This window comes from Streptomyces sp. NPDC029152, assembly GCF_055564355.1.
Window position 1 is genome coordinate 860,161 of the sequence record NZ_JBVHWR010000001.1, and the last position, 13,818, is coordinate 873,978.

12 protein-coding genes are annotated in these 13,818 nt (G+C 74.1%); 3 read left to right on the forward strand and 9 right to left on the reverse strand.

Going from position 1 to position 13,818, the window contains the following annotated elements; translation table 11 throughout:
* Positions 1–59 precede the first annotated feature (59 nt).
* The 3 genes from ACZ4V6_RS03790 to lipB all read right to left on the reverse strand — a co-directional run bounded on the left by ACZ4V6_RS03790 (position 60) and on the right by lipB (position 2,451).
* Positions 60–263, reverse strand: coding sequence for an SCO2195 family GlnR-regulated protein (locus ACZ4V6_RS03790; protein ID WP_467822180.1), 204 nt, complete (start codon positions 261–263; stop codon positions 60–62).
* Positions 264–534: 271 nt separating this feature from the next.
* Positions 535–1,500, reverse strand: a complete 966-nt coding sequence (lipA, locus tag ACZ4V6_RS03795; protein WP_467822182.1) for a lipoyl synthase — start codon at positions 1,498–1,500, stop codon at positions 535–537.
* A gap of 150 nt (positions 1,501–1,650) precedes the next feature.
* Positions 1,651–2,451, reverse strand: a complete 801-nt coding sequence (gene lipB / locus ACZ4V6_RS03800) for a lipoyl(octanoyl) transferase LipB (protein ID WP_467822183.1) — start codon at positions 2,449–2,451, stop codon at positions 1,651–1,653.
* Between the two features lie 258 nt (positions 2,452–2,709).
* Between lipB and ACZ4V6_RS03805 the strand changes: the two genes are divergently transcribed.
* Positions 2,710–4,173 carry a regulator gene (locus ACZ4V6_RS03805; protein WP_467822185.1) on the forward strand — a complete coding sequence of 488 codons (1,464 nt, stop codon included), beginning with the start codon at positions 2,710–2,712 and terminating at the stop codon, positions 4,171–4,173.
* 6 nt (positions 4,174–4,179) lie between these two features.
* Here the strand turns inward: ACZ4V6_RS03805 and ACZ4V6_RS03810 are convergent, their stop codons facing one another.
* Both ACZ4V6_RS03810 and ACZ4V6_RS03815 read right to left on the reverse strand, forming a co-directional pair.
* Positions 4,180–5,562, reverse strand: a complete 1,383-nt coding sequence (locus ACZ4V6_RS03810; protein WP_467822187.1) for an NAD(P)/FAD-dependent oxidoreductase — start codon at positions 5,560–5,562, stop codon at positions 4,180–4,182.
* A gap of 199 nt (positions 5,563–5,761) precedes the next feature.
* Complete coding sequence (locus ACZ4V6_RS03815; RefSeq protein WP_467822189.1) at positions 5,762–6,664, reverse strand: TIGR01777 family oxidoreductase; 903 nt, start codon at positions 6,662–6,664, stop codon at positions 5,762–5,764.
* Positions 6,665–6,726: 62 nt separating this feature from the next.
* On the opposite strand from ACZ4V6_RS03815, the gene ACZ4V6_RS03820 reads away from it, so the two are divergent.
* Both ACZ4V6_RS03820 and ACZ4V6_RS03825 read left to right on the forward strand, forming a co-directional pair.
* Positions 6,727–7,224 carry a GNAT family N-acetyltransferase gene (locus ACZ4V6_RS03820; RefSeq protein WP_467822191.1) on the forward strand — a complete coding sequence of 166 codons (498 nt, stop codon included), beginning with the start codon at positions 6,727–6,729 and terminating at the stop codon, positions 7,222–7,224.
* 79 nt (positions 7,225–7,303) lie between these two features.
* A complete protein-coding gene (locus ACZ4V6_RS03825; protein WP_467822193.1) occupies positions 7,304–8,110 on the forward strand; it encodes a peptidoglycan recognition protein family protein in 807 nt (268 codons plus the stop codon).
* A gap of 76 nt (positions 8,111–8,186) precedes the next feature.
* Here the strand turns inward: ACZ4V6_RS03825 and ACZ4V6_RS03830 are convergent, their stop codons facing one another.
* From ACZ4V6_RS03830 to ACZ4V6_RS03845, 4 genes are all read right to left on the reverse strand, one after another.
* Complete coding sequence (locus ACZ4V6_RS03830; protein WP_467822244.1) at positions 8,187–8,708, reverse strand: DUF4240 domain-containing protein; 522 nt, start codon at positions 8,706–8,708, stop codon at positions 8,187–8,189.
* Positions 8,709–8,791: 83 nt separating this feature from the next.
* A complete protein-coding gene (locus ACZ4V6_RS03835) occupies positions 8,792–9,772 on the reverse strand; it encodes a helix-turn-helix transcriptional regulator (protein ID WP_467822195.1) in 981 nt (326 codons plus the stop codon).
* Between the two features lie 57 nt (positions 9,773–9,829).
* Positions 9,830–12,532 carry a pyruvate dehydrogenase (acetyl-transferring), homodimeric type gene (gene aceE, locus ACZ4V6_RS03840; RefSeq protein ID WP_467822197.1) on the reverse strand — a complete coding sequence of 901 codons (2,703 nt, stop codon included), beginning with the start codon at positions 12,530–12,532 and terminating at the stop codon, positions 9,830–9,832.
* A 357-nt stretch (positions 12,533–12,889) separates the two neighbouring features.
* Positions 12,890–13,513 (reverse strand): GntR family transcriptional regulator, encoded by a 624-nt coding sequence (locus ACZ4V6_RS03845; protein ID WP_359406060.1) that lies wholly within the window; start codon positions 13,511–13,513, stop codon positions 12,890–12,892.
* Positions 13,514–13,818 lie beyond the last annotated feature (305 nt).

The window sequence follows — 13,818 nt, forward strand, 5'->3', positions numbered from 1 at the left end:
TCTACGTGTCCCGGGAGGCGCCGACGACGGCAGTGCCCGGCACCGCCGAACGGGGGAGGTCAGAGACTGCGGGTGACGACCTGCTGCTGCAGGACCCGCTCGGTCTCGATCCGCTCCTTGGCCCGGCGGCGGTCCTCCAGCACGGAGGTCCAGGCGTTGCGCCGGGCGGTGCGCTGGCCGCTGCTCATCAGCAGCGACTCGACGGCCCGCAGGGCGTCGGTGAGCGACGGGATGGCGGTGGCGCGGACGGGCGCGGCCTGCATCGTGGAGGTCCCCCCTCGGTACGGGTCCGGGTGCGGGTGTACGTGCTGTGATTCCAGGGTCACTGATTGGTGTTACCAGGGCGTGACCCGCCGGTCAAACGCACGTGAAGCGGTGGTGCCGGGCCCCGGAACGACACCGCGGCCCCGACCGGTGCCCTCATCTGCGAGGACGGTCGGGGCCGCGGCATATCGGCCACTACCGTTGAGTAGCTTCTTGTGCGTGAATTCACACGGAGTGTGCCCCGCCGGGCGGGGAGAGGCCGGCGTCCGGTCAGACGGCCTGGCCGGCGACGACGGTGTCGCGCTTCTCGACCGCCATCCGGTACAGCCGCCCGGCGCGGTAGGAGGAGCGCACCAGCGGGCCGGACATCACGCCGGAGAAGCCGATCTGCTCGGCCTCCTCCTTCAGCTCCACGAACTCCTGCGGCTTGACCCAGCGCTCCACGGGGTGGTGGCGCACGGACGGGCGCAGGTACTGCGTGATGGTGATCAGCTCGCAGCCCGCCTCGTGGAGCTGCTTCAGGGCCTCGCTGACCTCCTCGCGGGTCTCGCCCATGCCGAGGATCAGGTTCGACTTGGTGACCAGGCCGTAGTCGCGGGCGTCGGTGATGACCTTCAGGGAGCGCTCGTAGCGGAAGCCGGGGCGGATCCGCTTGAAGATCCGCGGGACCGTCTCGACGTTGTGCGCGAAGACCTCGGGGCGGGAGTCGAAGACCTCGCGCAGCAGCTCCGGCACCGCGTTGAAGTCGGGGGCCAGCAGCTCGACCTTGGTGCGGCCGTCCGGGCGGCCGGCCGTCTGCTGGTGGATCTGGCGCACCGTCTCGGCGTACAGCCAGGCGCCGCCGTCCGGCAGGTCGTCGCGGGCCACGCCGGTGATGGTGGCGTAGTTCAGGTCCATGGTGACCACGGACTCGCCCACCCGGCGCGGCTCGTCGCGGTCGAGCGCCTCGGGCTTGCCGGTGTCGATCTGGCAGAAGTCGCAGCGCCGCGTGCACTGGTCGCCGCCGATGAGGAAGGTCGCCTCGCGGTCCTCCCAGCACTCGTAGATGTTGGGGCAGCCGGCTTCCTGGCACACCGTGTGCAGGCCCTCGCTCTTCACGAGGTTCTGCATCTTCGTGTACTCGGGGCCCATTTTCGCCCGGGTCTTGATCCACTCGGGCTTGCGCTCGATGGGGGTCTGGCTGTTGCGGACCTCCAGGCGCAGCATCTTGCGTCCGTCGGGTGCGACTGCGGACACGACCGGCTCCCTAGCGATTGATTCTTCGGCGTGCCCCAGGGTACGCCCGTTGATTTGGTGGTCGGCGGCGGTGGCGGCCTGGACGGGGCCGCCCCGGGGCCTGCGGACAGACCTGCCCGGCCACGACGTCGAACGCCGGCCGGGCCGGATTTATGCCGCGGGCGTCTTCTCGATCACCCTCGGCCTCAGCTCCGCGTTCTCCAGGACGTCCCGCAGGTGGCGCTCCACCACCGGCAGCACCTCCTCGATCGTGACGTCGCGGCCGAGTTCGTTCGCCAGGGAGGCGACGCCCGCGTCGCGGATGCCGCACGGGATGATCCTGTCGAACCACGTGTTGTCCGGGTTCACGTTGAACGAGAAGCCGTGCATGGTGACGCCCTTCGCCACCCGGATGCCGATCGCGGCGATCTTGCGGTCCTCGCGGCGCTGGCCCGCGTTGGACGGGGCGTACTCCGGCCCGTTGAGGCGGGGGTCGAACTCCTCGTCGGTCAGACGCGGGTCGAAGTCCAGGGAGAGGCCGCCGAGCGCCGGGCGCTTCTCCACCGGGTCGCCGAGGACCCAGACCCCGCTGCGGCCCTCGACCCGGGTGGTCTCGACGCCGAACTCCGCGCAGGTGCGGATCAGGGCCTCCTCCAGCCGCCGCACGTGCGCGACGACGTCGACCGGGCGCGGGAGCTTCTGGATCGGGTAGCCGACCAGCTGGCCCGGCCCGTGCCAGGTGATCTTGCCGCCGCGGTCCACGTCGATGACCGGCGTGCCGTCGAGAGGCCGCTCCTCGTCCGCGGTGCGCCGGCCGGCGGTGTAGACCGGCGGGTGTTCGAGGAGCAGCACGGTGTCGGGGACCTCGTCGGCGAACCGCGCGGCGTGCACCCGGCGCTGCTCGTCCCACGCCTCCTGGTACTCGACGCGGTCGGCACCGAACCCCATGCGGATGAACCGGAGCTCACTCACGGCAAGAGCCTCCCTGGAAGGTCGTAAGGCACGAACCGTGCCCACGCCACTGTACGACCGGCCGCCGGACCTCCGTCGGGGGGCCGTCGCCCGTCAGCTCGGCAGGGATTCCTCACACGATCGGATGAAAGGCCGGGGAAGTGTGCGACCAGGCGCTCACTCTCCGCTACATTCGCGCCGTTCACGAGGCCATATGGGCTGCTCACAGGCGCTCCGGGCACATCGAGGGGCCCGGAAGGCAGGAGACCGCACCGCACCATGACGGAACGACCCGCGCAGCGCACCCCCAACCGTCAGCTCGCCGCGCTCATCGCCGAAGCGGGGTTCTCCAACGCGGGTCTCGCGCGTCGCGTCGACCAGCTCGGACTCGAACACGGCCTGGACCTGAGATACGACAAGACCTCCGTCACCCGGTGGCTGCGCGGCCAGCAGCCGCGCGGCACCACCCCCGCCCTGATCGCCGAGGTCTTCACCCGGCGCCTGGGCCGCCGCCTCACCGCCCAGGACCTCGGCCTGGACGCCTGCGCCCCCGTCTACGCGGGCCTGGAGTTCGCCGCCACCCCGGAGGAGGCGGTCGACATCGTCGGCGGGCTGTGGCGCAAGGACTCCGGCAGCCACGCCGAGCTGCGCAAGATCGCCTTCACCCCGGCCGGCCTGGTCGTGCCCAGCCGGGACTGGCTGATCGGCCGCGCCGACGAGAAGGTGGCCCGCTCCGAGGTGCCCGTCCGCATCCCCGCGCAGGGCCGTCCGGCGTTCCCCGGCGGTCCGGTGCCGCCCGCCCCCTCGCGCCGGCGGGCACCGGCCGACCGCGGGCCCGGCCAGAAGGTCACCGGCGGCGACCTCGCCGCGCTGCGCTCGGTGGGCGAGCTGTTCCGCAGCCTGGACGACCGGTACGGCGGCGGCCACGCCCGCCAGGCCCTCGTGCGCTACCTGGAGCACGAGCTGGAGCCGATGCTGCGCGGCACCTACAACGAGCAGACCGGCCGCCGGCTGTTCGCCGCCGCCGCCGACCTGACCCGGCTCGCGGGCTGGACGTCGTACGACATCGCCGCGCACGGCCTCGCCCAGCGGTACTTCGTGCAGGCGCTGCGGCTGGCCCAGGCGGCCGGCGACCGGGCGTTCGGCTCGTACGTGCTGGTCACCATGAGCCGCCAGGCCGTCTACCTCGGCCACGGCCGCGAGGCCGTGCAGCTCGCGCGCGTCGCCCAGCAGGGCATCGGCACCTCCGCGCCGCCGGTCGTGCAGACGCTGCTGCACGCCGCCGAGGCGCGGGCGCACGGCGTCCTCGGCGAGGTGCGGGCCTGCACCGCCTCCCTGGCGCGGGCCGAGCGCGCCCTGGAGGCCGCCCGGCCCGGGGACGAGGTGCCGCACTGGGCGCGCTTCTTCGACGAGGCCCAGCTCGCCGACGAGTTCGGGCACTGCCACCGCGACCTCCAGCAGTACCGCGCCGCCGCCCAGCACGCGGAACGCTCCCTCCAGCTGCGCGCCCCCGCCTACGCCCGCAGCCGGCTGTTCTGCCGGGTCGTCCTCGCCACCGCCCGCCTCGGCCTGGGCGAGCTCGACCAGGCCTGCCGGCTGGCCGCCGAGGCGGCCGGGCAGGCGGCCGAGATGCGGTCGGTGCGGGCGACGGAGTACGTGCGCGACTTCGAGCGGCGCCTGGAGCCGTACCGGGACGCGGCACCCGTGCGGGGCTACCGGGACAAGGTGGCGGCCCTGGGGTGACGGGTCCTAGGCGGCCCGCGCCGTGGGCAGGGGCTCGGCCGTGTGCATCGGCCGGCCCGCGCCCAGATCCGTCAGGATCGCCGCCGACGCCCGGTGGGCCGAGTACAGCGCGCCCTGGACGGTACTGGTGTCGCGGTGGTCGCCGCACACGTACAGGCCCGCCAGCAGCCGCACCGGCCGGTGCGGGTCGTGCGGCGGGCGCATGGCGGGCACCGCCTCGGCCGTGTGGTGCACGGCCAGGGTCTCCCAGCGGCCGGTCGACGTGCCGTAGAGGCGGGCCAGGTGGATGCGCACGGCGGTGTCGACGTCGGACGGGACGGGACCGAGGACCGTCGACGAGACCAGGGCGCGGCCGGCCGGCGCGCGCGACGGGTCCACGTGGCTGACCACCGCCGTGTGGGCGACCGGCCCGCCGCGGTCCGCGTCGAGCAGCAGGGACGCGCCGGTCGCCGGGGGCTCGTCGGTCGTGTGGTGCACCACCGTCACCGGGTGGAAGTCCGGCACCCGCAGGCCCGGCAGCAGCTCGGCGGCGGCGCGGGCGTCGGTCGCCACCAGGACGGCCCGGCAGCGGACGACGCCGTGCTCGGCGGTGGTCACCGCGTTGGTGGCGACCGAGGTGACCCGGACGCCGGTGCGCACGGTGCCCGGCGGCAGCGTCCGCGCCAGCAGCTCCGGCACGGTCTCCGCACCGCCCGCGGGCAGCACCGGCCGCCCGCTCGCGAAGGCGCGCAGCGCGAGGTCGGCGCACCGGCTGGAGGTGGTGAGGTCCGGGTCGTGCAGCAGGGCGGCGAGCAGCGGCCGCAGGAAGCCGTCGATCGTGCGGGCCGGCAGCCCGCGGGCCGCCAGCGCCTGGGCGGCGGGCAGCTCCGGGCGGGCCAGCAGCCGTTCGACCGGGGTGCCCGCGAGGCGGGTCAGCGCGGCGCCGAGCCGTGCCTGGTCGACGGCGGTGCCCAGCGGGGCGCCCGTCCGCGGCCGGGGAGCGGGTACGGGCCTTCCCGGCACCCGGGGCGCGGAAACCGGCCGGGGGGCGCTCGCCAGGGCACGCACCGTATGGAGTGCGCCCCGTGCGCCCCGGGCGCCGGCCGGGGCACCCGCGCGGTGGTGGCGTCCCTCGCTGTGCAGCAGCACCCCGGGCGCGAACGGCAGCAGCGCGAGGCCGTCCAGCTCGGGGGTGAGGCGCAGCTCGGGGTACGCCGTGGAGAGCAGCTGTCCGATTCTGTCGAGCCGGAATCCGTCGACCTTCTCGGTCGCCATCCGGCCGCCCACGCCGTGGGCGGCCTCCAGGACCGTGGTCGTCACTCCTGCGCTGGTCAGCCGATGCGCCGCGGCGAGTCCGGAGATCCCGGCCCCCACGACGACGACGTCCGCCTGGTACGCGGGCTCAAGCACGTGCCCCTCCTCGAGGTTGCGCGGCCGCTGGAGACGTCATGCCCCCAACCGGCTTGAGGGATACCCGAGTTCATGTCGAGATTAGGGCCGGGACCGGTCATCGGGAGTCGCACGGGGGCAGGGCACGGTCGCACGACGGTCGCATGAGGGCGTCGTCCGGTCCCGAACGGTCACGAGGGGGGCCGGGCCGGATCCCGCCTCACAGCGCCGCCCGGATCGCCCCGTCGATCTCCGGGAACGCGAAGCGGAACCCCGACTCCAGGAGGCGGGCCGGCAGCACGCGGGCACTGCCCAGGACGTCGCCGGACATCTCCCCGAGCACGGCCCGCAGCACCGGCGCGGGCACGGCGAACGGCGTCGGCCGGCGCAGCACCCGCCCCATCGCCTCGGTGATCTCCCGGTTCGTCCGCGGGTGCGGGGCGGTGAGGTTGAAGGGCCCGGACAGGTCGTCCCGGTCCAGGAGGTGCCGGAGCGCCGCCACCTCGTCGTGCAGCGCCACGAATGACCAGTACTGCGACCCGTCGCCCAGCCGCCCGCCGAGCCCCGCCCGGAAGAGCGGGAAGAGCCGCCCCCAGGCCCCGCCGTGCCGGGCGACGACCAGCCCGGTCCGGGCGAACACCGTCCGCACGCCCGCGTCCCGGGCGGGCGCCGCCGCGCCCTCCCACTCCACGCACACCGAGGGCAGGAAGCCCTCGCCCGCGGGCGCGCTCTCGTCGACGGGCCGCCCGCCGGTCTCCCCGTAGAAGCCGATCGCGCTGCCGTTCACGAAGACCCGCACCGGCCGCTCCAGCGAGGCGACGGCCTCGGCGAGCGCCCTCGTGCCCCGCACCCGGCTGTCACGGATGCGCGCCTTGTACGCCTCGCTCCAGCGGTGGTCGCCCACCCCCGCCCCGGCCAGGTTGACCACGGCGTCGCACCCCTCGAGCCCGGCCGCGTCCACACGTCCGGCGGCGGGGTCCCACCGGACCTCGTCCGCGCCCACCGGGGCGCGGCGCACCAGGCGCACCACCTCGTGGCCGTCCGCGGCCAGGGACCGCACCAGTGCGCTGCCGATGAGGCCGGACGCGCCGGCCACCGCGATACGGGAACGTTCCGAATCCATGCGCCCATCCTGCCCGGATCCACCGGAGAACCGCGGACCGCACCGCGGACACGCGCCGTACAGTGACCGCCATGCCAGTTCCGCACATACGCCGTGCCCGGTCCGGGGACGAGCGGCCGCTGCGCCTGCTCGACCGCACGGCCTGGTCGTACCAGCACGCCGTCTCGCCCCCGCCGGGGCCGGACGAACCCTTCTTCCGGGAGCACGCGGGCCCCGCCGACCACCTCGTCGCCGAGCTCGACGGCACCCTCGTCGGCTACGTCCGCCTCGGCTTCCCCACGCCCCTGGCCTCCAACAGCCACGTACGCCAGATCCGCGGCCTCGCCGTCGCCGACGCGGCCCGCGGCAACGGCGTCGGCCGGGCCCTCGTCCGCGCCGCCGTCGAGGAGGCCCGCCGCCTGGGCGCCCGCCGCATCACCCTGCGGGTCCTCGGCCACAACACCGCGGCCCGCAGGCTCTACGAGTCCGAGGGCTTCACCGTCGAGGGCGTCCAGCCGGAGGAGTTCCTCCTCGACGGCCGCTACGCCGACGACGTGCTGATGGGACGGCCGCTGCACTGAGGACCGGCGGTGCGGGGCGGACCCGCCGGCCGGCACGGCTCGCGTCGCGGCCGGACCGGATCCGCCGGACAGTGGGACCATGCGTGTCTTCCGAGGTCCGCGCGGTCCGCGGGAACGGCGTGCGGGCCGCGTGCCGGCCCCGGCCCGGGCGCTGCCCGGCTGCCTGCCCGGCCTCGCCGTCCTCGTGGCGCTGACGCTGTGCGCGGGCGACGGGGAACGGGCCGCCGAGCCGGACGCCCGCTCGGCCACCCCCGGCGCCGCCCACCGGCACACCGCACCGCGGCCGCCCGTCGTGCCCCGCTCGGTCTGGCTGGGCGACGACGCCCGCGCCCAGCCGGCCCCGCGCTACGACGACGAGGTCCGCGCCGTCTTCGTCCACCACACCGACACGCCGAACGACTACGACTGCGCCGACGCGCCGGCCGTCCTCCGCGGGATCTACACGGGCCAGACCGGCGCCCGGGACTGGGACGACATCGGCTACAACTTCGTCGTCGACCGCTGCGGCACCGTCTACGAGGGCCGCGCCGGCGGCGTCGACCGGCCCGTCACCGGCGCCCACACCCAGGGCTTCAACCACCGCACCACCGGCATCGCCGCCCTCGGCACCTTCACCGCGGGCGTCCCCGTGCCGGACGCGCTGACCGACGCGATCGCCGCGCTGGCCGCCTGGAAACTGGGCCCGGCCGGCACCGACCCGCGCGGGACGGTCCGCCTGGTCTCCAGCAACGGCCTCAGCCGGTACGCCGCCGGCAGCGCCGCCACCCTGCCCGCCGTCGCGGGGCACGGGGACGGCTACGAGACCAGCTGCCCGGGCGAGGCCCTCGCCGCCCGCCTCCCGCACATCAGGGACCTCGCCGCCCGCCTCCAGGGCCGGACCGGCTGACCCGGCCGTACCCGGACGGCCGGCCGCCGCACCGCCCGGACGGCCGGCCGCCGCACCGCCCGGACGGCGGGGCGCCTCAGCGCTCCCGGAAGCGTTCCCACAGCCTCGGGAGCCGCTCGGCGACGGCCCGGTCGTCCTCCAGGTCGATCGGGGTGCCCAGCGGTTCCGCGGGCGCGGGAGCGATGCCGAGGTCGGGGGCGACGGTGCCGGTGAGCTGCTCGTAGGCCTCGTCGGCCGCGTAGCCCAGCTCCTCCCCGTCGCCGTCCAGCTCCTCGTCGAAGTCGTCCAGCAGCTCGGCGAGCGAGTCGGGGTCGTGCACCGCGCCCTCGTACACCTCGCGGCCCTGGCCGATCAGCCAGCACCGGAAGTAGTCGAAGGCGTCGTCGCTCGCTCCGCCGAGCAGCACCCACGCGGCACCCCACAGGTCCCACGTGCAGGCCCGGTTGTAGCGGGCCTCGAAGTGGCGGGCGAAGTCCAGGACGAGGTCCGGGTCCATCTCGAGGAGCCGCTCCAGAAGCAGGTCGGCCTGGTCCTCGGGATCACCGCCGGCGCCCCGCCGGGCGGTGTCGATCAGTTCCCAGAACTCCGTCTCGTCCATCACGGCTCCAGCATCGGCCCTGGAGGGGGGCGATGCACGCGGAACGGAGCGGATCGTCGTGTCCCGGTGGGGCGCCGGGCCGGTCAGGTCCCGTCCCCGTACAGCGCGGCGAGCCGCCGGGCGTCCCGGGCGAAGCGTTCGCGCAGTTCCCCGGGCGCCAGCACCTCCGCCTCCGGTCCGAGCGCCCTCAGCTGGTCGTGGGCGACCTCCTCGGACTCCACCGGCAGGGTCACCGTCACCCACCCGTCCGCGTCCGGCGCGCCGGCGGTCTCCAGGGCCTGACGGGCGGCCAGCGGCTCGACGGCGTGCGGCAGCGCGCGCAGCCCCCGCGCGGACAGCCGCACCACGACCTCGGCGCGCAGGATCGAGCGCGCGAACTGCTCGGCCCGCTCCGCCCAGAACGCGGGCAGGTCGAACTCCCGGTCCCGCGCGAACCGCTCCCCGCCGGGCTCCACCGCCGTGAACCGGTCGATCCGGTACACCCGGAACGAGCCGCCGTCCGGCACCCGCGCGCACAGGTACCAGACGCCCGCCTTCAGCACGAGGCCGTACGGCTCCAGCTCCCGGAGCACCTCCTCCTCCCCGCGCCGGTAGCGCGCGGCGAGCCGCCGGTCGTCCCAGACCGCGTCCGCGACCGCGGGCAGCAGCTCGGGCGTCACCGGCTCCCGGAACCAGTTCGGCGCGTCCAGGTGGAACCGCTGCGCCGCCGTGCGGGAGGCGTCCCGCAGCGAGGGCAGCAGCGCGGCCGACACCTTCAGCCGGGCCGCCGACGCCGCGTCCTGGAGCCCCATCTCGCGCAGCGCCCCCGGCACCCCGGACAGGAACAGCGCCTCCGCCTCGGACCGGGCCAGCCCCGTCAGCCGCGTCCGGTAGCCGTCGATCAGCCGGTACCCCCCGCCCCGGCCCCGCTCCGCGTACACCGGCACGCCCGCCTCCGACAGCGCCTGCGCGTCCCGCGTCACGGTCCGCTCCGACACCTCCAGCTCCCGGGCCAGCTCGGCGGCGGTCATCGACGGGCAGGACTGGAGCAGCAGCACCATCTTGATGAGGCGGGCAGCGCGCATGCCCCCATCATGCAGGAGGCCCCCGCCGGAGCGGGGGCCTCCTCACAGGTCAGAGCCTCACAGACCGTAGCGCTCGCGCGCCTCCTTCACGGCCGTCGCCTGGACCTCGCCGCGCTTGGCGAGCTGGGCCAGGGCCGCGACCACGATGGACTCGGCGTCGACGCCGAAGTGACGGCGGGCGGCCTCACGGGTGTCCGACAGACCGAAGCCGTCGGCACCCAGCGAGGACCAGTCCTGCTCGACCCACTGCGCGATCTGGTCCGGGACCTGGCGCATGTAGTCGGAGACGGCCAGCACCGGGCCCTCGGCGCCCTGGAGCGCCTGACGGACGTACGGCACCCGCTCCTCGCCGCGCAGCAGCGCCGCGTCGGCCTCCAGCGCGTCCCGGCGCAGCTCGGTCCAGGAGGTCGCGGACCACACGTCGGCGGCCACGCCCCACTCCTCGGCGAGCATCTTCTGCGCCTTCAGCGTCCAGTGGATCGCCGTGCCGGAGCCCAGGAGCTGGATCCGGGGGGCGTTCGCCGTCGGGGTCAGACCCGCCGACTCCGCCGTGTTGAAGCGGTACAGGCCCTTGACGATGCCCTCGTCCACACCGGCGCCGGACGGCTTGGCCGGCTGCGGCATCGGCTCGTTGTAGACGGTCAGGTAGTAGAAGACGTTCGGGTCCTCGCCCGGGGCCGTCTCGCCGTACATGCGGCGCAGACCGTCCTTGACGATCGTCGCGATCTCGTACGCGAACGCCGGGTCGTACGTCAGGGCGGCCGGGTTGGTCGCCGCGATCGCGGGGGAGTGGCCGTCCGCGTGCTGGAGGCCCTCACCGGTCAGCGTGGTCCGGCCGGCCGTCGCGCCGACCAGGAAGCCGCGGCCGAGCTGGTCGCCGAGCTGCCACATCTGGTCGGCCGTGCGCTGCCAGCCGAACATCGAGTAGAAGATGTAGAACGGGATCATCGCCTCGCCGTGCGTCGCGTACGACGTCGAAGCGGCGATGAAGTCGGCCATCGAGCCGGCCTCGGTGATCCCCTCGTTGAGGATCTGGCCGTTCTTGGCCTCCTTGTAGTACATCAGCTGGTCGCGGTCGACCGGCTCGTACGTCTGGCCCTTGGGCGAGTAGATGCCCAGTGACGGGAAGAGCGACTCCATGCCGAAGGTGCGCGCCTCGTCGGGGACGATCGGCACCCAGCGCTTGCCGGTCTCCTTGTCGCGGACCAGGTCCTTGACCAGGCGGACGAAGGCCATGGTGGTGGCCACGCTCTGCGTGCCGGAGCCCTTGTCGAAGGCCGCGAACGCCTTGTCGGCGGGCGCGGGCAGCGGCGCCAGCGGGTGCACGCGGCGGGCCGGGGCCGGACCGCCGAGGGCGGCGCGGCGCTCCTGGAGGTAGCGGACCTCGGGGGAGTCGGCGCCCGGGTGGCCGTAGGGGACCACGCCGTCGACGAAGTCGCTGTCCTTGATCGGCAGGCCGAGCAGGTCGCGCATGTCCTTGAACTCGTCCACCGAGAGCTTCTTCATCTGGTGGTTGGCGTTCTTGGACGCGAAGCCGGCGCCGAGGGTGTGGCCCTTGACCGTCTGGGCCAGGATCACGGTCGGCGCGCCCTTGTGGGCGAGCGCGGCCCGGTACGCGGCGTAGACCTTGCGGGACTCGTGGCCGCCGCGCGAGTAGTGGAAGCACTCGAGGATCTTGTCGTCGCTCAGCAGCTTCGCCATCTCGACGAGCGCCGGGTCCTTGCCGAAGAAGTCCTCGCGGATGTAGGCGGCGTCGCGCGTCTGGTACGTCTGCACCTGCGCGTCGGGTACCTCGCGCAGCCGGCGTACGAGCGCGCCGGTGGTGTCGAGCTGGAACAGCTCGTCCCAGGCCGTGCCCCACAGCGACTTGATCACGTTCCAGCCGGCGCCGCGGAACTGGGCCTCCAGCTCCTGCACGATCTTGAAGTTGGCGCGGACCGGACCGTCGAGGCGCTGCAGGTTGCAGTTGATGACGAAGGTCAGGTTGTCCAGGCCCTCGCGGGAGGCGAGGGTGAGCGCGGTGGTGGACTCCGGCTCGTCCATCTCGCCGTCGCCGAGGAACGCCCACACGTGGGAGTTCGTCAGGTCCTTGATGCCGCGGCTGGTCAGGTAGCGGTTGAACCGCGCCTGGTAGATCGCGGAGATCGGGCCGAGGCCCATGGAGACGGTGGGGAACTCCCACAGCCAGGGCAGGCGCCGCGGGTGCGGGTAGGACGGCAGTCCGTTGCCGCCGGCCTCGCGGCGGAAGTTGTCGAGCTGCTCCTCGCTCAGCCGGCCGTCGAGGAAGGCGCGGGCGTAGATGCCGGGGGAGGCGTGGCCCTGGACGTAGAGCTGGTCGCCGGAGCCGTCCGCCTCCTTGCCCTTGAAGAAGTGGTTGAAGCCGGTCTCGTACAGCCAGGCAGCGGAGGCGAAGGTGGCGATGTGGCCGCCGACGCCGTACTTGCTGCCACGGGTCACCATCGCCGCCGCGTTCCAGCGGTTCCAGGCGGTGATCCGCTGCTCCATCTCCTCGTCACCGTCGACCGCGGGTTCGTCGGCGGTCGGGATGGAGTTGACGTAGTCCGTCTCGAGGAGCTTCGGCAGGGCGATGCCGGCGCCCTCGGCGCGCTCCAGTGTGCGGCGCATCAGGTACGCGGCACGGTGCGGCCCGGCCGCCTTGGTGACGGCGTCCAGGGAGGCCTGCCACTCGGCGGTCTCCTCGGGGTCGCGGTCCGGGAGCTGGTCGAGCTCGCTCGGCTGGATGGCGTTGGGGTCGGTCATGTCGCCGCCTTCCTCAGTCGAAGGGGGTTCCCTCAAGTCAAGGGTTCGGGGGTGCCCTAGGTCTTTGGCAGGACAGGGCTGGAGCTTGGATGCAAGCCCGTCGGTGACTGTAACTCCCTGATCGATGATCGATCAAAGGGTTGAGGGCCAAAACCTCTCGATCCCGAGAAAGTCGGCACGGGGTGCCTCCGGCGGTGGCACCGGGTGACTGTTCTGACGGGTGTTTGTGCAGGTGAGCGCGGGGAGGCTCGGGTGGTCCGGTCGTCCGGCGGCTGCCGGTGCGTCGTGGCCGACCGCGCGGTTCCCCGCGCCCCGATCGCGGCCCTTGGGGCCGGGGAGGGGAGGGGCGGCGGGGGACTAGGCCCGCGGGGCGCAGCCCAGGACGTGCGCCTTGACCAGCTCGGGAATCCGCGGGTCACGGCGACGGAACGCCGCGACCAGCTCCTCGTGCTCCTCCGCGTACGACTGCTGCACCGTCCCCAGCCACCGTATCGACAGCGCCGTGAACACCTCGATGCCCAGCCCCTCCCACGTGTGCAGCAGCACCGAGTTGCCGGCCGCCCGCACCAGCTCCCGGTGGAAGCCCACCGTGTGCCGCACCTGGGCCGTCCCGTCGGCCACCCGGTCGGCCTCGTAGAGCGCGGCCACGTGCGGTTCCAGGACCGAGCAGTCCTCGGCGAGCCGCTCCGCCGCCAGCTCCGCCGCGATGGCCTCCAGGCCCGCCCGGACCGGGTAGCTCTCCTCCAGGTCGGCGGCGGTCAGGTTGCGCACCCGCACGCCCTTGTTCGGCGCCGACTCGATCAGCCGCAGCGACTCCAGCTCGCGCAGCGCCTCCCGCACCGGGGTCTGGCTGACCTCCAGCTCGGTGGCGATCCGCCGCTCCACGATCCGCTCGCCCGGCTGCCAGCGTCCGCTGATGATCCCTTCCAGGATGTGCTCGCGGATCTGTTCGCGCAGCGAGTGGACGACGGGCGCGGTCATGAGAGCTCCTTCGGGAAGGGCCCCTTTCGGCCCCCTGGGGCGTTCGACGTTTAGACAATACGGCCGTCGCGCCGAGCGGGAGGGGCGCACGGGGGCGCTTTTACGCAGGTGAGACGAGACTTACACAGCGTGCCGCCGCCGGAACGCGACGGTGCCCCCGCCCGGGAAGCTCCGGGCGGGGGCACCGTACAGGCCCACTGGCAGGGGGATTACAGGCCGAGCTCGACCTCGAACTCGCCCGCCTCCAGGATCGCCTTGACCGCCGTCAGGTAACGGGCGGCGTCGGCGCCGTCCACCAGGCGGTG